Raw genomic sequence first — 20,640 nt, forward strand, 5'->3', positions numbered from 1 at the left:
CGGTTCTACCCCTAATGCTTTGACAGGACTCTGATTGAGATGCAAGCGCAAACCATGCAAAGAAAAGTTTTACGTACCATTTGTCCCGATGCAAAAGGTCTGATCGCCAAAATCACCAATATTTGTTACAAGCACGAGCTGAACATTGTGCAAAACAATGAGTTTGTTGATCATCGCACCGGGCGTTTTTTTATGCGCACAGAGCTGGAAGGGATTTTTAACGACAACACCCTGCTTGCCGATCTCGATAGCGCCCTGCCACAGGGTTCAGTCCGTGAACTGCACAGCGCCGGCCGCCGCCGCGTGGTTATCCTGGTGACCAAAGAGGCACATTGCCTTGGCGATCTGCTGATGAAGAGCGCCTTTGGCGGTCTGGATATGGAAATTGCTGCGGTGATCGGTAACCATGACACGCTGCGTTCGCTGGTTGAGCGTTTCGATATTCCTTTCGTGCTGGTCAGCCATGAAGGCCTGACGCGTGAAGAACACGATAACCGGATGGTTGAAGAGATCGATCGCTATCAGCCTGACTATGTGGTGCTGGCTAAATATATGCGCGTGCTGACCCCGGCTTTCGTGCAGCGCTACCCTAATCAGATCATCAATATCCACCACTCATTCCTGCCCGCCTTTATCGGCGCCCGTCCTTATCATCAGGCGTATGAACGCGGCGTGAAAATTATCGGCGCGACCGCGCACTACGTAAATGACAACCTGGATGAAGGTCCGATCATTATGCAGGACGTGATTAATGTTGATCACAGCTACACCGCTGAAGAGATGATGCGTGCTGGTCGTGACGTAGAAAAGAACGTGTTAAGCCGCGCACTGTATAAAGTGCTGGGTCAGCGCGTGTTTGTTTACGGGAACCGAACGATTATTCTTTAATCACGCCAGTGGCTGAATTGCCTGCAGATTCAGCGCTACGGGCAAAAAGTGGGCAAACAGATGCTGTTTTGCCGATGGGCGCTTTACACCTTTATCGCATTTGGTATGATGCGCCCCGCTTTAAGACATAAAGATTCAGGCCATGGTGGGATTCCCGAGCGGCCAAAGGGAGCAGACTGTAAATCTGCCGTCACAGACTTCGAAGGTTCGAATCCTTCTCCCACCACCATCTGAATCGTCTTGTTGCCAGCATACCGTAATCCCTGGTGGGATTCCCGAGCGGCCAAAGGGAGCAGACTGTAAATCTGCCGTCACAGACTTCGAAGGTTCGAATCCTTCTCCCACCACCATCTCGCATATCGCACAAAATTCCCTACTAATACTTTAGCTTCCTGTTCTGCGGGGAGAGGGATGAGAACCTTCGTTTAAGGTTCGGGTCGAGCTTTGCGAGACAACGCGCTTCAGCGCGGCCCGAAGGGTGAGGCGCAGCGCGCCGAATAATCCTTCTCCCACCACCATCTCGCATATCGTACAAATTCCCAAACTAATACCTAAGCTTCCTGTTCTGCGGGGAGAGGGATGAGAACCTTCGATTAAGGTTCGGGTCGAGCTTTGCGAGACAACGCGCTTCAGCGCGGCCCGAAGGGTGAGGCGCAGCGCGCCGAATAATCCTTCTCCCACCACCCTCTCGCATATCGCACAAAATTCCCAAACTAATACCTAAGCTTCCTGTTCTGCGGGGAGAGGGATGAGAACCTTCGATTAAGGTTCGGGTCGAGTTTTGCGAGACAACGCGCTTCAGCGCGGCCCGAAGGGTGAGGCGCAGCGCGCCGAATAATCCTTCTCCCACCACCCTCTCGCATATCGCACAAAATTCCCAAACTAATACCTAAGCTTCCTGTTCTGCGGGGAGAGGGATGAGAACCTTCGATTGCTGTTCTATCCTGCTGTTTTTGCTAACTACTCCTGCTGTTACTGCTTATCTCCCCCTGCTCTGTTGGTCTGTCCCTGCCCTGTGGTCTAATCTTCCGCGCTTCGGTCATGACTTTTTCAGTAAAAATCGCTACCATCCCAGCCTATTACTCGCTGAACGATTTACTCGCTGAACAATGGTCGATTCCATGAAATTTGTTTCATTCAACATCAATGGGTTGCGCGCCCGTCCGCATCAGCTACAGGCACTGGTTGAACAACACAGTCCGGACGTCATCGGCCTGCAGGAAACCAAAGTCCACGATGACATGTTCCCGCTGGAAGAGGTGGCGAAGCTTGGTTACAACGTCTTTTATCATGGCCAGAAAGGCCATTACGGTGTAGCGCTGCTGACGAAGGTTCAGCCGGTCGCGGTGCGCCGTGGCTTTCCCGGTGATGATGACGATGCACAACGCCGCCTGATTATGGCCGAAATCCCCAGCCCGATTGGCGACATCACGGTGATTAACGGCTATTTCCCACAGGGCGAAAGCCGCGACCATCCGACCAAGTTTCCGGCCAAAGAGAAATTTTATCGCGACCTGCAACATTTTCTGACCGACGATCTGCCCGCCGACAAACCGGTGCTGATCATGGGAGACATGAATATCAGCAGCACCGATCTGGATATTGGAATTGGTGAAGAGAGCCGCAAGCGCTGGCTGCGTACCGGCAAATGTTCATTCCTGCCGGAAGAGCGTGAGTGGATGGATCGGCTGCTGGGCTGGGGACTGGTGGACACCTGGCGTGAACATAATCCTGAAACCGCCGATCGCTTTTCGTGGTTCGACTATCGCTCAAAGGGATTCGATGATAACCGCGGTTTACGTATCGATCTGGTTCTGGCGAGTAAAAACCTGGCGGCCCACTGCGTAGAGAGCGGCATTGATTATGCTATCCGCGGCATGGAAAAACCGTCGGATCACGCGCCGATCTGGTCCACCTTCCGCTTCTGATCGACGCGCGTTAACTGAAGGTCGCGTGGCCGGCTGCCACGCGACCGCTATTTGACTATTTTCCAGATCAGATTATTGGTGCCCAGCGAGTGTTCATCACGCGCGCACTGCAGTAACACCCCTTCCGATTTCACCACCGACCCTTCGCTGTAGTTACGATTATCAAAAATACAACAGCGCAGACAGTCCGGCTGACGCCGTTGTCCCTGGGTCCAGACTTCCGGCGGCAGGTCGACCACCACGTCGGTGTTGACGCCATTGTCGCTGTCTGGCGGCGGCTGATGTCGGCTGTTGGCCTCTGCGGCACCGGCAGCCAGCGACAGGGCAAGCACGATTAATAGTGAAAAACGCCTCATTCCGTCTCCTTGACTTTACGCTTGGTTTTGCGCACCGGACGTTTTTGTCCGGTGGACGGTAATCCCCGAAAGGCATGCACTGCAGGCTGTTGCCGCGCCTGATAAATCAGTCCGGTCAGGGTCTGCACCAGCGGCTGCATGAACTCATCATAGCGGCAGGCCTTTTCGCTGATCCGGGTCAGCGTTGATTCCCACTGCGCGGTCATATCCGGGCGTGCAGCCAGATCGGGTAACGAGTGAATCAGGGCACGACCAGCCTCGGTTGAGTGAATATAACGGCCCTTTTTCACCAGGAAGCCACGACGAAACAGCAATTCGATAATGCCGGCACGGGTCGCTTCCGTTCCTAAACCATCGGTCGCACGCAGCACTTTCTTTAATTCTTTATCCTGAACGAAGCGGGCTATCCCGGTCATCGCCGAAAGGATAGTCGCGTCGGTAAACGGGCGCGGTGGCTGAGTCTGCTTCGCCAGTACTTCACCGCGCTCACACAATAGCTCATCGCCTTTGGCGACCACCGGTAGCGGCATACCATCATTCTCTTCATCCCGCTCTTTGTTACCGAGCAGCGCCCGCCAGCCCGCTTCTGCCAGGAAACGCGCTTTGGCGACGAATTTACCGCCCGCGATTTCCAGTTCAATGACGCATTTACGGAACACCGCATCCGGACAAAACTGCATCAGATACTGGCGCGCCACAAGCGCATAGATATTTTGCTCGTTCTCACTCAGTTTCACCGAACCGGCGCGGGCAGTCGGGATAATCGCATGGTGCGCATCGACCTTTTTGTCATCCCAGCAGCGGTTACGGCGATCGGCATCAAAATCGGCCGGCGGCGTCAGCTGCGGCTGATGAGCCTGAATGGCGTTCAGTACCGCATGCCGGCCGGCGAAATGCTCCTCCGGCAGATACCGGCTATCCGAACGCGGATAGGTGATCAGCTTGTGGGTTTCATACAGCCGCTGGCAGGTATCCAGCACCGTCTGGGCACTCAGCCCGTAACGCTTCGCTGCCTCAATCTGCAGGCTGGATAAGGAGAAGGGTAACGGTGCGCCTTCGTTTTCGCGTTTATCGCTGTAGGCGGTCACCGCCGCCGGCTGGCCGGTGATACGCGCTACGACGTGATCGGCCAGCGCCCGCTTCAGCAAACGCCCCTCTTCATCCTGCCACGGCTCGCAGGCTTCGCTCGGTACCCAGCTGGCGACGAACCGCACCTGATCCGGGGTGATGATGTGGGCTTTCACCTCGAAGTAATCCTTCGGCAGAAAGTTTTCAATCTCTTCGTCGCGCCGCACCACCAGCCCGAGCACCGGCGTCTGCACCCGCCCGACTGACAGCACGCCATCGTAGCCGGCACTGCGCCCCAGCAGCGTCCAGGCACGGGTCATATTGATGCCGTACAGCCAGTCGGCACGGGCGCGGGCCAGCGCCGAAACGCACAGCGGAATAAACTCCCGGTTTTCCCGCAGGCGATTGACCGCGCGATCTACCGCCTGCGGATTAAGATCGTTGATCAGGCAGCGCTGCACCCGGCTGCGCTTTTCTGCCGGCAGGTTGAGATAGTCCAGCACCTCATCGACCAGCAGCTGTCCTTCGCGATCGGGGTCACCGGCATGCACGATCTCACTGGCCTGGGCCAGCAATCCTTCCACCACTTTCAGCTGTTTGGCGACTGACGGCCGCGGCTTAAGCTGCCACTTTTGCGGAACGATCGGCAGGTCGGCTAACGACCAGCGCGCATAACGGCTGTCGTAGCTGTCGGGTTGCGCCTGCTCCAGCAGATGGCCGACACACCAGGTCACCACCTGATCGTTGCCGCAGGCGATAAATCCATCGCCGCGTCGATGGGGTTTTGGCAGCACATCGGCAATGGCCCGCCCAAGACTGGGTTTTTCCGCAATAAACAAACGCATTGAATCAGGTAATCCTTAACATCAGGGAATAACAGTGATAACCGGTTGTTCGCTGTTGGCTGCAAATATGGCGGCTATGTTAGCCTGGCAAGGCGTCTGGCGTAAGCGTCACGGGCCGGGATAGCGATCATTCGCACAGGAAGCGTTCAATTTGCAGGGCCAGAAGATGCCCTGCCGGCAGGTTGAGAAAAAGGATCAGAAATAGCTGACGAACGGCGCGGTGTCGGGCGGCAGCACGGTGGTGCTGGACTTCAGCTGCGGCGTGCCTAAATAGAGGAAGCCGACAATCGCATCCTGCTCGCGGCAGCCAAATGCCTGACGAACACTCTCATCGTCAGTCCACGGGCCGCTGCGCCAGATACCGTTATAGCCCTGCGCGGCTGCCGCCATCTGCATCGCCATCACCGCACAGCTGGCCGATGCAATCTGCTCCCAGCGCGGCACTTTCGGGTGGGGTTCACAGTGGGCTACCACGGTAATGATCATCGGTGCGCGGAACGGTGACTGACTGGCCTTGTTGATCGCCTTCTCATCCAGTTGCTTATCACGTGCCGCCTGCTCCAGCAGTTGACTCAGCCGATCGCGGCCCTCATTTTCCACAATAATAAAGCGCCAGGGTTGCAGCGTGCCGTGATCCGGTGCGCGCATAGCGGCGCGCAGTATATTTTCCAGCGCCTCGCCGGCAGGCGCCGGGTCGGTCAGACGTGATGCCGAACGACGGTTAACCAGTAACTCCAGTGCATCCATGTTTTTTCTCCCACTCGCATTGATGTTGCAGTAATCCTGGCACAGTCAGATTTTTTGTAACAGTCGGCGGTGAATTCCTGCTGACTTTTAGCACGCCGCTCTTTAGGATGAGCTCGTCGGGGAAGCCTGGTACGCGCGGCGGCCACTTCCGGCTACATGAATATGGAGAGTCTGATGCGCACATTGTGGCGAATTATTGCAGGTCTGTTTCGCTGGACCTGGCGGGTATTAAATTTTATCAGGGAATTCATTCTGAATATTTTCCTGATTTTGTTGATTGTGGCAGGTGTCGGGATCTGGCTGCAGGTGAGCGGTTCGGGCGGCAGTTCAGCGCCGATGCAGCAAGGTGCGCTGCGGGTCGACCTTAGTGGTGTACTGGTCGATAAGCCTTCGGTCAGTAATCGCCTGAGCAAAATTGGCCGTCAGTTGCTGGGTGCCAGCAGCGATCGGCTGCAGGAAAATTCGCTGTTTGACGTCGTCGATGCGATTCGACAGGCTAAAACAGACAGTAACATTAAAGGTATGGTGCTGGATTTACGCGACTTTGCCGGCGGCGATCAGCCTTCGCTGCAGTATGTGGGCAAAGCACTGCGCGAATTCCGCGACAGCGGCAAGCCGATCTATGCGCTGGGCGACAGTTACAGCCAGGCGCAATATTATCTCGCCAGCTACGCCAGCAAAATCTACCTGTCGCCGCAGGGCACGGTCGATCTGCACGGTTTCGCTACCAACGGTCTCTATTACAAAACCCTGCTGGAAAAACTGAAAGTCACTTCCCATGTATTCCGGGTCGGGACCTACAAATCCGCAGTCGAGCCGTTCCTGCGTGACGATATGTCACCTGCCGCCCGCGACGCTGACAGCCGCTGGGTAGGGCAGCTGTGGCAGAACTACCTGAATACCGTATCCGCTAACCGTCAGATTACCCCTGAGCAGCTGTTCCCGGGTGCGGCGGCGGTGATTGCCGGTCTGAATGCGGTTAAAGGCGATACTGCGCAGTACGCGCTGGATAACAAGCTGGTGGATGTGCTGGGTTCCCGTGCCGCCGCCGATCAGGAGTTGGTGAAAACCTTCGGCCTTGATAAGCAGAGTAATGATTATCGCAGCGTCAGCATCTACGACTATGCGGTTAAACCGGCCCCGGCGCAGGATGGCAACATTGCCGTGGTGCTCGCCAGCGGCGCGATCATGGACGGTGAAGAGACGCCAGGCAACGTCGGTGGCGATACCACTGCCGCACAGATTCGCGATGCGCGTCTCGATCCGAAAATCAAAGCCATTATCCTGCGGGTCAACAGTCCAGGCGGCAGCGTAACGGCCTCTGAAGCGATTCGCGAAGAGCTGGCGGCGGCGCATGCTGCCGGTAAGCCGATTGTGGTTTCGATGGGCGGCATGGCGGCATCCGGCGGTTACTGGATTTCGACGCCGGCCAACTACATCGTGGCCAACCCCAGTACCCTGACCGGCTCTATCGGTATTTTCGGCGTGATCAATACGCTGGAAAACAGTCTGGATGCGATTGGTGTGCACACTGACGGTGTGGCTACCTCACCGCTGGCCGATATCTCCAGCACCAAAGCGCTGCCAACAGAAGTTCAGCAGCTGATGCAGCTGACCATCGAAAATGGTTATCGCAACTTTGTGGGGCTGGTGGCGAAGTCACGCAACAAAACGCCAGAGCAGATTGATGCCATCGCGCAGGGCCACGTCTGGACCGGTAGCGACGCCAAAGCCAATGGCCTGGTCGATGCGCTGGGTGACTTTGACGATGCGGTGAAGAAAGCCGGTGAGCTGGCAAAAGTGAGCAAACCGCAGCTGAGCTGGTATCAGGATGACCCGAGCTTCCTCGATATGATGCTAAACCAGGTCAACGCCTCGGTACAGGCGGTGCTGCCGGATCCGCTCAAGGCCTGGCTGCCTGCCCCGATGCTGGATGTGATGAGCGCGATGAAAGCGCAACCTGGTCTGTTTGATCATCTTAACGATCCGCAAAACCGTTACGCCTTCTGCCTGAACTGCGGCGACGTGCGATAAACTGTGCGATAAACCTCGCAGCCCGGCCGCTGGTCGGGCTGCTTTTCCCGGTCTTTCCCCTTATACTGCGCGTTTTACGGCAAGTCTGAGTTCTCTAATGCAAAAGAAAAACATCTACGTAGCCTACACCGGCGGTACCATCGGTATGCAGCGATCGGCACAGGGTTACATTCCGGTTTCCGGCCATCTGCAGCAGCAGCTGGCTAACATGCCTGAATTCCACCGTCCCGAGATGCCCGATTTCACCATTCATGAGTATCAGCCGCTGATCGATTCGTCCGATATGACGCCGCAGGACTGGCAGTCAATCGCCGAGGATATCCGTCAGAATTACGATCGCTATGATGGTTTTGTGATTCTGCATGGTACCGATACCATGGCGTTTACCGCGTCGGCCCTCTCCTTCATGCTGGAGAATCTGGCTAAACCGGTTATCGTCACCGGCTCGCAGATTCCGCTGGCGGAGCTACGTTCGGATGGGCAGCAAAACTTATTGAACTCGCTGTATGTGGCGGCCAATTATCCGATCAGCGAAGTGTCGCTGTTCTTCAACAATACCCTCTACCGCGGCAACCGGACCACCAAAGCGCACGCCGATGGTTTTAATGCTTTCGCTTCGCCTAACCTTTCCGCGCTGCTGGAAGCCGGTATTCATATTCGCCGCCTGAATACCCCGCCCGCGCCGCAGGGCCAGGGCGGGCTGATTGTGCACACCATTACGCCGCAGCCGATTGGTGTGGTGACCATTTATCCAGGCATCTCCGCCGATGTGGTGCGCAACTTCCTGCGTCAGCCGGTAAAAGCGCTGATTCTGTGCTCTTACGGGGTCGGCAATGCACCGCAGAATGCGGAGTTCCTGGCTGAACTGCAGCAGGCGAGCGAGCGCGGTATCGTGGTGGTCAATCTGACCCAATGCATTTCGGGCAAGGTTAATATGGGCGGCTACGCCACCGGCAACGCGCTGGAACATGCTGGCGTCATCAGCGGTTTTGATCTGACCGTTGAGGCAGCACTGACTAAGTTGCACTTCTTACTTAGCCAGAACCTCTCCGCCGATGAAATACGCAGCAAAATGCAGCAGAATCTGCGCGGTGAACTGACAGAAGATTGAGACGGAGCGACTTGTAATGAAACGCGCACTGATCATTATTGATATCCAGAATGATTTTTGTCCGGGCGGCCCAATGGCCGTCCACGAAGGCGACCAGACCGTTGAGGTTGCCAACCGCTATGCACGCACCTTTATCCAGAATGGTGAACCGGTGGTCGCGCTGCAGGACTGGCATCCGGCCGATCACGGCAGTTTTGCCTCGGTCTCCGGCGAGCCGGTCTACACCCTTGGCGAATTAAACGGTCTGGCGCAGATCTGGTGGCCGGATCACGGCATTCAGGGCAGCCAGGGGGCCGATTTCCATCCTGACCTCGATCGTTCGCTGTTTGATGCGGTGTTCCATAAGGGGCAGGATCAGGATGTTGACAGCTACAGCGCCTTCTTCGATAACGGCCATCGCCGCAAAACCGAACTCGACAGCTGGTTACGCGAACGCGAGATTACCCATCTGGTAGTGCTGGGGCTGGCGACCGACTACTGCGTGAAATACAGCGTACTGGACGCGCTCGAGCTGGGCTACCAGGTTGAAGTGGTCAAAGAAGGCTGTCGCGGCGTGAACCTGAATCCCGAAGACAGTGAGATCGCCTTCGCGCAAATGACCGCCCAGGGCGCGGTGCTGATATAAAAAAAGCTGGCGCTAAGCCAGCTTTTTTTTGCCCGGTGAAGACAGATCACCCCCTGACGGTGAACATGGCTCACTCAGTGCAGGTTGAGGCGGGTCACGTCTGAGTCGATACCGAACTCTTCCTTAAGCTGCTTTTTCGACTTCGTCACCATCTCGCCGTCTTTGCCGATAGTCATGTGCTGCGGGCTGTCGTTATGCCGCGCCTGCCACAGCATCACCAGCTGCAGACAATTGTCGCGCTGTTCCTGGGTTAGCGCCACGCCATCCGGCCATTTACCAATCTCTACCGCCGTTGCCAGTCGCTGATAGACTTCTGGCGTCATTGCGGCGAGCATCGCTTCAAGTTGCTGCTTCATCGCCCTTATCCTTTGGTCTGTTCGCCCTGCTCGTCGGTAAAATTCAGTGAGGCGGAATTGACGCAATAGCGTTCTCCGGTCGGCTGCGGGCCATCAGGGAAGACGTGTCCCAGATGTGCGTCACATTGACCACAGCGAATCTCAATGCGCTGCATGCCGTGTGAATCATCTTCAATATAACGAATCGCGTCGTCGCTCACCGGCTGGTAAAAGCTCGGCCAGCCACAACCTGAATCATATTTGGTCTCAGACAGAAACAGCGGCGCGTTACAAACCAGACAGTGGTAAATGCCGTCTTGCTTGTTGTGCAGCAGTGCGCCACTGTAAGGCGGCTCCGTTCCGCGATGCTGGGTCACATACCGCTGCATTTCTGTCAGCTGCGCAATTTTTGCTTCGGGTGCGGTGTCTTTAGCCATTTTTAAGATTCCGGAAGGTGCCATTCTGAAAATTTCGACTACTATTCTAACAAATGATCAACATAAGACGGGTCTTTTTTCGTGCTCACCCTTTCAGTCCGACGTCTGCAACCCGGATTTGTGACTTTGATCACCTTTTATCCGGGGCATCCCTATATATTCGGCGATTGATTAAACGAAGCGCGATATCATTGGCGGTCCGCAAGCGATTGCGCATCGAATAATTCCTTTCAGGCGAATTGACCTGTCGCAACAATTGACACGATTCCGCTTGACGCCTGGTAAGGTTTTTGTAATTTTACAGGCAACCTTTTATTCACTAACAAATAGCTGGTGGAATATATGACTATCAAAGTAGGTATCAACGGTTTTGGCCGTATCGGTCGCATCGTTTTCCGTGCTGCTCAACAGCGTTCTGACATCGAAATCGTTGCAATCAACGACCTGCTGGACGCCGATTACATGGCGTACATGCTGAAGTATGACTCTACTCACGGTCGTTTCGACGGCACCGTAGAAGTTCAGGACGGCGCACTGGTTGTTAACGGCAAGAAAATCCGTGTTACCTCTGAGAGAGATCCGGCTAACCTGAAGTGGGACGAAGTCGGCGTTGACGTTGTTGCTGAAGCAACCGGTATTTTCCTGACTGACGAAACTGCACGTAAACACATCACTGCAGGCGCGAAGAAAGTTGTTCTGACCGGTCCATCGAAAGATGACACCCCAATGTTTGTTCGTGGTGCAAACTTCGACAAATACCAGGGTCAGGATATCGTTTCTAACGCATCGTGCACCACTAACTGCCTGGCTCCACTGGCAAAAGTGATCAACGACAAGTTTGGTATCGTTGAAGGTCTGATGACCACTGTTCACGCAACTACCGCTACTCAGAAAACCGTTGATGGCCCGTCTCACAAAGACTGGCGCGGCGGCCGCGGCGCATCTCAGAACATCATCCCTTCATCAACTGGCGCAGCGAAAGCAGTCGGTAAAGTTCTGCCAGAGCTGAACGGCAAACTGACCGGTATGGCTTTCCGCGTACCAACCCCTAACGTTTCCGTGGTTGACCTGACTGTACGTCTGGAAAAAGCGGCCTCTTACAAAGAAATCTGTGCTGCTATCAAAGCTGCTGCAGAAGGCGAGATGAAAGACGTGCTGGGCTATGTTGAAGATGACGTAGTTTCTACTGACTTCAACGGCGAAATCCTGACTTCAGTGTTTGACGCTAAAGCCGGTATCGCGCTGAACGACAACTTTGTGAAACTGGTTTCCTGGTACGACAACGAAACTGGCTACTCAAACAAAGTTCTCGACCTGATTGCGCTGGTTTCTGCTAAATAAGGCAGCCAGACATCACTGAGAATAAGGGCGACTTCGGTCGCCCTTTTTTTGATCCGCTCAGGAAGGAATCGAACATGCAAGATAAACTGTTTTCTCTGCCGGTGGTGACGCAGATCTCCCCTTACCTGTCGCAGCGTCAGGTTGGAGAACTGCCGGCGATTATCGTCAGTCATCCCAAAGTGCGCGCCGCCCTGACTCTGCAGGGTGCCCATCTGATTGCCTGGCAGCCTAGCGGTGAGCAGCCGGTGCTGTGGCTCAGCGACAAGAGCCAGTTTGCCCCCGGTAAAGCGATTCGCGGTGGCGTGCCGATCTGCTGGCCATGGTTTGGCCCGGCAGGCGAACCGGCGCACGGCTTTGCCCGTAATCAGCCGTGGACGCTGTCAGCGCATGATGAAAATGAAGATGGCGTGATGCTGACGCTGGTGCTGGAAAGCAATGCTCAGACGCTGAAGCTGTGGCCGCATGAATTCACCTTAATTGCCCGCTTCCGGCTCGGCCAGCACTGCGAAATCGAACTGGAAGCGCACGGTGACATCGAAGCAACCGCTGCCCTGCACAGTTATTTCACCGTCAGCGATATCAGCGGAGTTGAAGTGTCAGGACTGGGAAACAGCTATATCGACAAGGTAAATCAGGGTGAGATCGGCAGCAGTGACGGAAAGCAGCGCTATCCGGGCCGAATTGACCGCATCTTTACCGCAGCCGAAGATTGCTCAGTGATCAACGATCCGGCTGCTCAGCGGCAGATTGAAGTCTATCACCACCATCACAGTGACGTTGTGACGTGGAATCCAGGGGTTGAGCTCTCCTGCAGCATGGCCGATATGCCGAATGAGGGCTACAAGACCATGGTTTGCGTGGAAACGGCCCGTATCAACCAGCCACTGCGCAGCGCAGGCGAAAAGCCGGCCCGTCTGGCGACCACCTTCCGCCTGAAGAAAAAAATCAGCGGCGAGGCGGTTAAAGCTTAAACCACGTCGAGCGGCAACTTGTGCTGCGGTGCCGGATAGCGCTGGTTAATCAGGGTGAGATCGTCCTCTGTCAGCACCACCTCCAGCGCCGCAGCATTTTCCTGCACATGGGCGACAGAACTGGCTTTGGGAATGGCGATAACCCCAGGCTGACGGATCACCCAGGCCAGCAGCAGCTGCGCCACGCTGATGCCCTTTTGCTGTGCAAGTCGGGTCAGTTGAGGATCGCTGAACAGGCTTTCGCGCAGTCGTCCGGCCTGCGCCAGCGGGCAATAAGCCATGATCGGCAGGTTTCGCTGCTGGCAGGCTGGCAACAGATCGTATTCAATGCCGCGTGAGCCGAGATGGTAAAGCACCTGATTGGTCGCGCACTGCGCCCCACCCGCTTCATCCCACAGCTCAGCCATATCATCGGTATCGAAATTAGAGACGCCCCAGTAGCGGATTTTACCCTGCTGCTGCAGACATTCCATCGCCCGTATCGTCTCTTCCAGCGGAATGTTACCGCGCCAGTGCAGCAGGTAGAGATCGAGGTAATCGGTTCTCAGGCGGCGCAGGCTGCGCTCGCAGGCTTCAATGGCATCCTGCTCACCGGCATTCCACGGATAGACTTTAGACACCACCAGCGCCTGGTCACGACGCCCCTGCAGCGCTTCACCCACCACCTCTTCGGCCGCGCCGTCAGCGTACATTTCTGCCGTGTCGATCAGGCGCAGACCGCACGCCAGTCCGGCCTGCAGCGCAGCGACTTCGGTTGCACGCTGCGCCGGGTTTTCGCCCATATACCAGCTGCCCTGGCCGATCACCGGCAGAGAGTGATGGCCGGCAAAATTGATGAGGTTACGCATTCCGCTCTCCCGCCCCATTATGAGGCCCCATAAAAGAACAGAGGGCATAAAATGCCCTCGTTTAGTGCGTTATCAGAAGGTGTAACTGACGCCGGTCCAGAGTGTCGCCTGGCTGCTTTTATCAATCATCGGGCTGTCTTTGATTTCGCTGTCGAAACGGGTATAGCGTCCGACGACGCCAACGTTCCACTGCGGCGAAATCTGATAGCTGGCGCTCAGCTCGACGTAAGGTGACCAGCTGTCATCCGGATTGTAGCGGCTGATGCCGGTACGGGCGCTTTCATGGCCGGAAACACCGTAGTAATAACGGTTTTGATTGGCACTGTTCCACATCGCACCGATACCGGGCGTCAGGCTGAAATCACCCATTTCGAAACGATAAAGGTAGGTTAAGTCCCAGATCATACCGTTGCTGTTGTTCAGCACGTCACCTAGTAAGGCGGTGCGGACAATACCCCAGTCGGCAGTATGACGGTAGGTGGCACCCGCCATCAGGGTCATTCGACGCTTATCCAGACCTTTCATATCGCCCAGATCGTTGTCGCTGGGCTTGTACTCCTGCGGGGAACCGAGCAGCGTCAGTGACAGCTGGTTCTGCGGATCTTTCCACAGGTAGTAACCGCCCTGCAGGCTGCGGAACCAGAAGTTTTCACCTTCGTAATTAATCACCGGAACCGGCAGATAACGGTCCTGACCACCACGATAAGGGGACTCGGCATAAATCACTGAAGCACCGACAGAAAGCGGTGCGGCATGAGCGCCGCCAGAGAGCAAATAACAAGGTAAAAGTGCGACAAGCGCCTTAAATTTGAATTGGTTCACAATTTATTCATTCCATAAATATAACAATCAAACATGAAGTCTAACGTTTTTTTGCGACTGGATTAACTTATATCGAATTCCTTTAAGCGACCAGCCGCTGAAAGTGGCATTAAAGGTTAAAATCACGTTAAGTTAAGTCAACAGAGGCGCATACCGGCCTTACATCAAACCGATTATGTTGTTGATCTCACCCTCACCTATCCACAGCCATGGAGGAAATTTCTTAGAAGCCATCTACAGTTAGAAGTAAGACCAGACATATTGTACGAGCAGAGTAACCATAAAAGTTGTGTATCCCGATAAAAACGATCAGGTTGGCATAAGGGTTGCTGTACTCAATAGAGAATATCTTCCGGGAGCTGCATGAGCCTCTAATTACGCTCCTTACCTGTGCTAAAAACGAAAGGACGGGCATCGCTATGAATATATTCGATCACTATCGTCAGCGTTATGAAGCTGCCAAGGACGAAGAGTTCACACTGCAGGAATTTCTTGCTATCTGTAAGCAGGATCGCAGTGCATACGCCAACGCTGCAGAGCGACTGTTAATGGCTATTGGTGAGCCAGTAATGGTTGACACTGCTCAGGAGCCACGCCTTTCCAGAATATTCTCCAACCGTGTGATGGGACGCTATCCGGCGTTCGAGGAGTTTTACGGCATGGAGGAAGCGATTGAACAAATCGTCTCCTACCTGAAACATGCCGCTCAGGGACTTGAAGAGAAGAAACAGATCCTCTATCTGCTGGGTCCGGTCGGCGGCGGTAAATCCTCGCTGGCTGAGCGGCTTAAATCGCTGATGCAGCGCGTACCGATCTACGTGCTGAGCGCCGATGGCGAACGCAGCCCGGTCAATGACCATCCGCTCTGCCTGTTTAACCCGCAGGAAGATGCCCATATCCTTGAAAAAGAGTACGGCGTGCCGCGTCGCTACCTCGGCACCATTATGTCGCCGTGGGCGGCCAAACGTCTGCACGATTTCGGTGGCGATATCTCACGCTTTAAAGTGGTTAAGGTCTGGCCATCGATTCTGGAACAGCTGGCGATTGCCAAAACCGAACCCGGCGATGAGAACAACCAGGATATCTCGGCGCTGGTGGGTAAAGTGGACATCCGTAAACTGGAGAATCACGCGCAAAACGATCCTGATGCCTACGGCTACTCCGGCGCACTGTGCCGCGCTAACCAGGGCATCATGGAGTTCGTCGAGATGTTTAAGGCGCCAATTAAGGTACTGCATCCTTTACTGACCGCTACCCAGGAAGGTAACTATAACGGGACTGAGGGCATTTCGGCCCTGCCGTTCAACGGCATCATTCTGGCGCACTCCAACGAGTCAGAATGGGTCACCTTCCGTAATAACAAAAACAATGAGGCGTTCCTTGACCGTGTTTACATCGTCAAAGTGCCTTATTGCCTGCGGGTCTCGGAAGAGATCAAAATTTATGAAAAACTGCTGAATCACAGTGAGCTGGCCACCTCGCCTTGTGCACCCGGCACGCTGGAAACCCTGGCTCGCTTCTCGATTCTGTCGCGGCTGAAAGATCCGGAAAACTCCAGCATCTACTCCAAAATGCGGGTTTATGACGGTGAAAGCCTGAAAGATACCGATCCTAAAGCCAAATCGTGGCAGGAGTATCATGACTACGCGGGCGTGGATGAAGGGATGAACGGTCTGTCGACCCGTTTTGCCTTTAAGATCCTGTCGCGCGTCTTCAACTTTGACCATGCCGAAGTGGCGGCCAACCCGGTGCACCTGTTCTACGTGCTTGAGCAGCAGATTGAACGTGAGCAGTTCCCGCAGGACCAGGCGGAAAAATACCTCGAGCACCTGAAAGGCTATCTGATCCCGAAATACGCCGAGTTCATTGGCAAAGAGATTCAGACCGCTTACCTGGAATCCTATTCCGAGTATGGTCAGAACATCTTCGACCGCTACGTGACCTACGCCGACTTCTGGATCCAGGATCAGGAGTATCGCGATCCCGATACCGGTCAGCTGTTCGATCGGGAATCGCTGAATGCGGAACTGGAGAAGATTGAGAAACCTGCTGGCATCAGTAACCCGAAAGATTTCCGTAACGAGATCGTCAACTTTGTGCTGCGCGCCCGGGCACACAACAACGGTCGCAATCCGAACTGGACCAGTTACGAGAAATTACGCACCGTGATTGAGAAGAAAATGTTCTCAAACACCGAAGAGTTGCTGCCGGTAATCTCCTTCAATACCAAGACCTCTACTGATGAGCAGAAGAAACACGACGATTTCGTCGACCGCATGATGGAAAAAGGCTATACCCGCAAACAGGTTCGCCTGCTGTGTGAATGGTATTTGCGTGTGCGTAAATCGTCCTGATTAAGGTAAGCAAGCCGGTATTGCGATACCGGCCGTCTCAAGGTCGGGCATGCCCGACCTGCTTGCAATGTAGTTTGGGGGAACACTATGGCCTATTTCATCGATCGCCGGCTTAACGGTAAAAACAAGAGCGCGGTCAACCGCCAGCGCTTCTTGCGCCGTTACAAGTCGCAAATCAAGCAGTCGATCTCCGAGGCCATTAATAAACGCTCGGTTACCGACGTCAGCAGCGGTGAATCTGTTTCGATACCTATTGATGACATCAATGAGCCGATTTTTCACCAGGGACGCGGCGGTAATCGCCATCGCGTGCATCCTGGAAACGACCATTTTGTGCAGAATGACCGCATCGAGCGGCCGCAGGGCGGCGGTGGTGGCGGCAGTGGTCAGGGCAATGCCAGTCAGGATGGCGAAGGTCAGGATGAATTCGTCTTTCAGATTTCTAAGGATGAGTATCTCGATCTGCTGTTTGAAGATCTGGCGCTGCCCAACCTTCGCCGCAACCAGCATCGTCAGCTGAATGAGTACAAAACGCACCGTGCCGGCTACACCTCTAACGGGGTTCCCGCCAACATCAGCGTGGTGCGCTCGTTACAAAATTCACTGGCGCGCCGAACGGCGATGACCGCAGGTAAACGGCGTATGCTGCATGAGCTGGAAGAGACGCTCAGCATCGTGGAAAAATCGGAACCGGCTCAGCTGCTGGAAGAGGAACGCCTGCGCAAAGATATCGCCGAGCTGCGCGCACGCATCGAACGGGTGCCGTTTATCGACACCTTTGACCTGCGCTACAAAAACTTTGAGAAACGCCCGGAACCCTCCAGCCAGGCGGTGATGTTCTGCTTAATGGATGTCTCGGGTTCGATGGATCAGGCCACTAAAGATATGGCCAAGCGTTTCTATATTCTGCTCTATCTGTTCCTGAGCCGGACCTACAAGAATGTCGATGTGGTCTATATCCGCCACCATACTCAGGCTAAAGAGGTCGACGAACAGGAGTTCTTCTACTCGCAGGAGACCGGCGGTACTATCGTCTCCAGCGCCCTGAAACTGATGGATGAGGTGGTCAAAGAACGTTATGACCCGGCACAGTGGAATATCTACGCTGCGCAGGCGTCCGATGGCGACAACTGGGCCGATGACTCACCGCTTTGTCACGAAATTCTGGCGAAGAATATCCTGCCGGTAGTGCGTTACTACAGTTATATTGAGATCACCCGCCGTGCCCACCAGACGCTGTGGCGCGAGTATGAGCATCTGCAGGCGATGTTCGATAACTTCGCGATAGAGCATATTCGCGAACCGGAAGATATCTATCCGGTGTTCCGATCTCTGTTCCATAAACAGGCAACCGAAGCCTGATCAACCAAGCCGGCTTATCACCGGCTTGTTTTTTATCTGCCGAATAACCTGATAAAACAGTCGGTTTTCTGCCGCTTGCCTGCCAACTCCCTCATTCTTCACATTAATCTGATACCATTTGCCACTAAGCAATTCGTATAATTTTCATTTTGACCATGACAACTCCTTGATAAAACATTATCTTTCAGACATAGCATGGACATTTGTCATGATTTGATGCAACTCAACGCCATATCTCAGGAGCCCGGGTTTGAACCACACCATTGTTTACAGTCTGTTTATCATCGGTTCTGTGCTGGTAGCCTCAAGCATTTTGCTCAGCTCTTTCTCCTCGCGTCTCGGCATTCCTATCCTGGTTATCTTCCTGGCACTGGGCATGCTGACCGGAATTGATGGCATCGGCGGCATCGCCTTTGATAACTATCCCGCTGCGTATCTGATCTCTAACCTGGCGCTGGCCATCATCCTGTTGGATGGCGGCATGCGAACCAAAGCCAGCTCGTTTAAGGTGGCGCTGGGGCCCGCCCTGTCGCTGGCGACCATCGGCGTGATGATTACCGCCGGCTTAACCGGCGTGGTGGCCGCCTGGCTGTTTAATCTGGATATGATGCAGGGCTTCCTGATTGGCGCAATTATCGGTTCAACCGACGCGGCGGCGGTGTTCTCACTGCTGGGCGATAAGGGCCTGAATGAGCGCGTCAGTTCAACCCTTGAGATAGAGTCCGGCAGTAACGATCCGATGGCGGTGTTTCTGACCATTACCCTTATTGAGATGATTGAGCAGGGCCAGACCGGGCTCGACTGGATGTTCCTGGTGCATCTGGTGCAGCAGTTTGGACTGGGCATTGTGTTAGGCCTGGGCGGCGGCTGGGCGTTACAGCAGTTAATTAACCGCATCAGCCTGGCCGGTGGACTTTATCCGCTGTTGGCGTTGAGTGGCGGCATTCTGGTTTTTGCCCTGACTACGGTGTTAGAAGGCAGCGGCATCCTCGCGGTCTACCTGTGCGGTTTTCTGCTGGGTAACAGCCCAATCCGTAACCGTCACGGCATTTTGCAGACCTTCGACGGCATGGCCTGGCTGAGTCAGATTGGGATGTTTATCGTGCTGGGCCTGCTGGTTACGCCGTCAGACCTGTGGCATATCGCGGTGCCAGCGATGATTCTGTCGCTGTGGCTGATTCTGGTAGCGCGTCCGCTGTCAGTGTTTATCGGCCTGCTGCCATTCCGCAGTTTCACCACCCGCGAACGTTTCTTCATCAGCTGGGTGGGCTTACGTGGAGCGGTGCCGATTATCCTGGCGGTATTCCCGATGATGGCGGGGTTAGAAAATGCCTCGCTCTACTTCAATATTGCCTTCTTCGTGGTGCTGGTTTCGCTGATGCTGCAGGGCACCTCGCTGGGCTTTGCCGCCAAAAAAGCCAAAGTGGTAGTGCCGCCGACCGCCTCGCCAATCAGCCGGGTGGGTCTGGATATTCATCCGGAGAATCCGTGGGAGCAGTTTGTTTATCAGCTCAGCGCCGATAAATGGTGTGTCGGTGCCGCGCTGCGCGATTTGCAGATGCCGCGTGAAACCCGGATCGCGGCACTGTTCCGCGATAACGTGCTGATGCACCCCAATGGCGGGACGCGCCTGAAAGAGAACGATGTGATCTGCGTGATTGGCCGTGAGCGCGATCTGCCAGCGCTCGGCAAGATGTTCAGCCAGTCGCCGCCGGTGTCGCTCGATCAGCGCTTCTTCGGAGACTTCATTCTGGATGCAGAAGCCCGTCTGCGCGATGTGGCGCAAATCTACGGCCTTGAGCTGGACGAAGCGACCAATGACCAGCAATCGCTGGGGCAACTGATGCTCAGCATGCTGGGCGGCGCGCCGGTGGTTGGCGATCAGGTGGAATGGAATCAGCTAACCTGGACCGTCGCCGAGAAAGAAGATAACCGGATCGTGAAGATTGGCGTACGTCCGGCTGAAGAGAAGGAATAATCCTAATCATTCAGCCACGTTAATTTCTGCTGATGCACTAAGCTAATAGTTCAAGCCAGCACAAACGGGAGAAATGAATGGGACACGTGGTTAAAATTGGACGTTATGAGATTGTGGATGCCGATCTTGACAGTGAGAACCCCGACACCGTCAGTATCCCCTGTGATACCAATCCCGGCTTAATTACGCAACTTGACGGCTGGGATCGTGATACCAGCGTTCCGGCCTGGATCGACGGCGAACCGGTTAATCTGCAAATCGGGCATTACGATAAACAGCAGGACCGCTGGATTTTAAAGAAGCCAGCCTGAGTTGCTCACCCGACCGCCAGTCAAATCAACTGGCGGTAATTCCTAAAAATAGTCTTAAACAGTTTGGTTATAACCGCCCCTTCTCTTATTTTATCCTTCTAAAACAATCGGTTACCCCTTTAAAACTTTAATCAATTTTCATGTTTTCAGATTTTTTCCGTATTAACTCTGTCAAATAACTCCTGCATACTCCTTCTCAACGCTGCAATATTTCGTGAGTGACATCACGCTTTTCCGGTCGCTCTTTTCGCAGCTTCGTTTGGCTGTACTGACTGCAAC

At 54.6% G+C, this 20,640-nt stretch carries 18 protein-coding genes, 2 tRNA genes and 3 other RNA genes; 16 read left to right on the plus strand and 7 right to left on the minus strand.

The annotated features are described in order from the left end of the window. Positions 1-39: 39 nt before the first annotated feature. The 7 genes from purU (at position 40) to xthA (ending at position 2,816) form a co-directional block, all read left to right on the plus strand. Complete coding sequence (gene purU / locus AC6I8D_RS11225) at positions 40-888, plus strand: formyltetrahydrofolate deformylase (protein WP_312057690.1); 849 nt, start codon at positions 40-42, stop codon at positions 886-888. 144 nt (positions 889-1,032) lie between these two features. Beyond that, positions 1,033-1,117, plus strand: a tRNA-Tyr gene (locus AC6I8D_RS11230). A gap of 36 nt (positions 1,118-1,153) precedes the next feature. Continuing rightward, a tRNA-Tyr gene (locus AC6I8D_RS11235) sits at positions 1,154-1,238 on the plus strand. A 40-nt stretch (positions 1,239-1,278) separates the two neighbouring features. Then, positions 1,279-1,406, plus strand: a non-coding RNA gene (locus tag AC6I8D_RS11240) — RtT sRNA. 40 nt (positions 1,407-1,446) lie between these two features. After that, positions 1,447-1,574: non-coding RNA, RtT sRNA (locus AC6I8D_RS11245), on the plus strand. A gap of 41 nt (positions 1,575-1,615) precedes the next feature. Next, a non-coding RNA gene (locus AC6I8D_RS11250) (RtT sRNA) lies at positions 1,616-1,743 on the plus strand. A gap of 266 nt (positions 1,744-2,009) precedes the next feature. After that, complete coding sequence (xthA, locus tag AC6I8D_RS11255; protein ID WP_312757157.1) at positions 2,010-2,816, plus strand: exodeoxyribonuclease III; 807 nt, start codon at positions 2,010-2,012, stop codon at positions 2,814-2,816. Positions 2,817-2,863: 47 nt separating this feature from the next. Here the strand turns inward: xthA and AC6I8D_RS11260 are convergent, their stop codons facing one another. The 3 genes from AC6I8D_RS11260 to AC6I8D_RS11270 form a co-directional block, all read right to left on the minus strand. Next, positions 2,864-3,172 carry a YnjH family protein gene (locus AC6I8D_RS11260; protein WP_312055802.1) on the minus strand — a complete coding sequence of 103 codons (309 nt, stop codon included), beginning with the start codon at positions 3,170-3,172 and terminating at the stop codon, positions 2,864-2,866. Further along, positions 3,169-5,085 carry a DNA topoisomerase III gene (locus AC6I8D_RS11265; RefSeq protein WP_312055801.1) on the minus strand — a complete coding sequence of 639 codons (1,917 nt, stop codon included), beginning with the start codon at positions 5,083-5,085 and terminating at the stop codon, positions 3,169-3,171. The genes AC6I8D_RS11260 and AC6I8D_RS11265 overlap by 4 nt, the downstream gene beginning before the upstream one ends. Before the next feature lie 195 nt (positions 5,086-5,280). After that, positions 5,281-5,832, minus strand: coding sequence for an NAD(P)H nitroreductase (locus tag AC6I8D_RS11270; protein ID WP_312055800.1), 552 nt, complete (start codon positions 5,830-5,832; stop codon positions 5,281-5,283). Between the two features lie 174 nt (positions 5,833-6,006). Here AC6I8D_RS11270 and sppA point away from each other — a divergent pair, with 174 nt between their 5' ends. The 3 genes from sppA (at position 6,007) to pncA (ending at position 9,602) form a co-directional block, all read left to right on the plus strand. Further along, positions 6,007-7,866 carry a signal peptide peptidase SppA gene (sppA, locus tag AC6I8D_RS11275; RefSeq protein WP_312757162.1) on the plus strand — a complete coding sequence of 620 codons (1,860 nt, stop codon included), beginning with the start codon at positions 6,007-6,009 and terminating at the stop codon, positions 7,864-7,866. 97 nt (positions 7,867-7,963) lie between these two features. After that, entirely contained in the window at positions 7,964-8,977 is a 1,014-nt protein-coding gene (ansA, locus tag AC6I8D_RS11280; protein ID WP_497820210.1) for an asparaginase, read from the plus strand. Positions 8,978-8,993: 16 nt separating this feature from the next. Continuing rightward, positions 8,994-9,602 carry a bifunctional nicotinamidase/pyrazinamidase gene (gene pncA / locus AC6I8D_RS11285; protein WP_312055797.1) on the plus strand — a complete coding sequence of 203 codons (609 nt, stop codon included), beginning with the start codon at positions 8,994-8,996 and terminating at the stop codon, positions 9,600-9,602. 74 nt (positions 9,603-9,676) lie between these two features. Here pncA and AC6I8D_RS11290 read toward each other — a convergent pair whose 3' ends face one another. Together AC6I8D_RS11290 and msrB are read right to left on the minus strand one after the other, a co-directional pair. Continuing rightward, positions 9,677-9,958, minus strand: coding sequence for a YeaC family protein (locus tag AC6I8D_RS11290; protein ID WP_031374599.1), 282 nt, complete (start codon positions 9,956-9,958; stop codon positions 9,677-9,679). Between the two features lie 5 nt (positions 9,959-9,963). Continuing rightward, positions 9,964-10,374 carry a peptide-methionine (R)-S-oxide reductase MsrB gene (msrB, locus tag AC6I8D_RS11295; protein WP_312055795.1) on the minus strand — a complete coding sequence of 137 codons (411 nt, stop codon included), beginning with the start codon at positions 10,372-10,374 and terminating at the stop codon, positions 9,964-9,966. 342 nt (positions 10,375-10,716) lie between these two features. Here msrB and gapA point away from each other — a divergent pair, with 342 nt between their 5' ends. Both gapA and AC6I8D_RS11305 read left to right on the plus strand, forming a co-directional pair. Further along, positions 10,717-11,715: a glyceraldehyde-3-phosphate dehydrogenase gene (gene gapA, locus AC6I8D_RS11300; RefSeq protein ID WP_069728542.1), complete on the plus strand. Its 999-nt coding sequence runs from the start codon at positions 10,717-10,719 to the stop codon at positions 11,713-11,715. Positions 11,716-11,789: 74 nt separating this feature from the next. After that, entirely contained in the window at positions 11,790-12,686 is an 897-nt protein-coding gene (locus AC6I8D_RS11305) for a D-hexose-6-phosphate mutarotase (RefSeq protein ID WP_497820211.1), read from the plus strand. Here AC6I8D_RS11305 and AC6I8D_RS11310 read toward each other — a convergent pair. Next, positions 12,683-13,534, minus strand: a complete 852-nt coding sequence (locus AC6I8D_RS11310) for an aldo/keto reductase (RefSeq protein WP_497820212.1) — start codon at positions 13,532-13,534, stop codon at positions 12,683-12,685. The two genes, AC6I8D_RS11305 and AC6I8D_RS11310, sit on opposite strands and share 4 nt — an antisense overlap. Positions 13,535-13,606: 72 nt before the next feature. After that, positions 13,607-14,356 (minus strand): MipA/OmpV family protein, encoded by a 750-nt coding sequence (locus AC6I8D_RS11315; protein ID WP_312055792.1) that lies wholly within the window; start codon positions 14,354-14,356, stop codon positions 13,607-13,609. 419 nt (positions 14,357-14,775) lie between these two features. Here AC6I8D_RS11315 and yeaG point away from each other — a divergent pair, with 419 nt between their 5' ends. The 4 genes from yeaG to AC6I8D_RS11335 all read left to right on the plus strand — a co-directional run bounded on the left by yeaG (position 14,776) and on the right by AC6I8D_RS11335 (position 20,361). Then, entirely contained in the window at positions 14,776-16,710 is a 1,935-nt protein-coding gene (gene yeaG / locus AC6I8D_RS11320) for a protein kinase YeaG (RefSeq protein WP_031374605.1), read from the plus strand. 87 nt (positions 16,711-16,797) lie between these two features. Beyond that, complete coding sequence (locus AC6I8D_RS11325; protein WP_312055791.1) at positions 16,798-18,072, plus strand: YeaH/YhbH family protein; 1,275 nt, start codon at positions 16,798-16,800, stop codon at positions 18,070-18,072. A 250-nt stretch (positions 18,073-18,322) separates the two neighbouring features. After that, a complete protein-coding gene (locus tag AC6I8D_RS11330) occupies positions 18,323-20,050 on the plus strand; it encodes a potassium/proton antiporter (protein ID WP_031374607.1) in 1,728 nt (575 codons plus the stop codon). Positions 20,051-20,127: 77 nt separating this feature from the next. Further along, on the plus strand, positions 20,128-20,361 hold the full coding sequence (locus tag AC6I8D_RS11335; protein ID WP_069728546.1) for a DUF1480 family protein: 234 nt from the start codon (positions 20,128-20,130) through the stop codon (positions 20,359-20,361). The last annotated feature ends 279 nt before the right edge of the window (positions 20,362-20,640 follow it).

Source organism: Pantoea sp. X-Soil-MYKO-1785 (genome assembly GCF_059730675.1).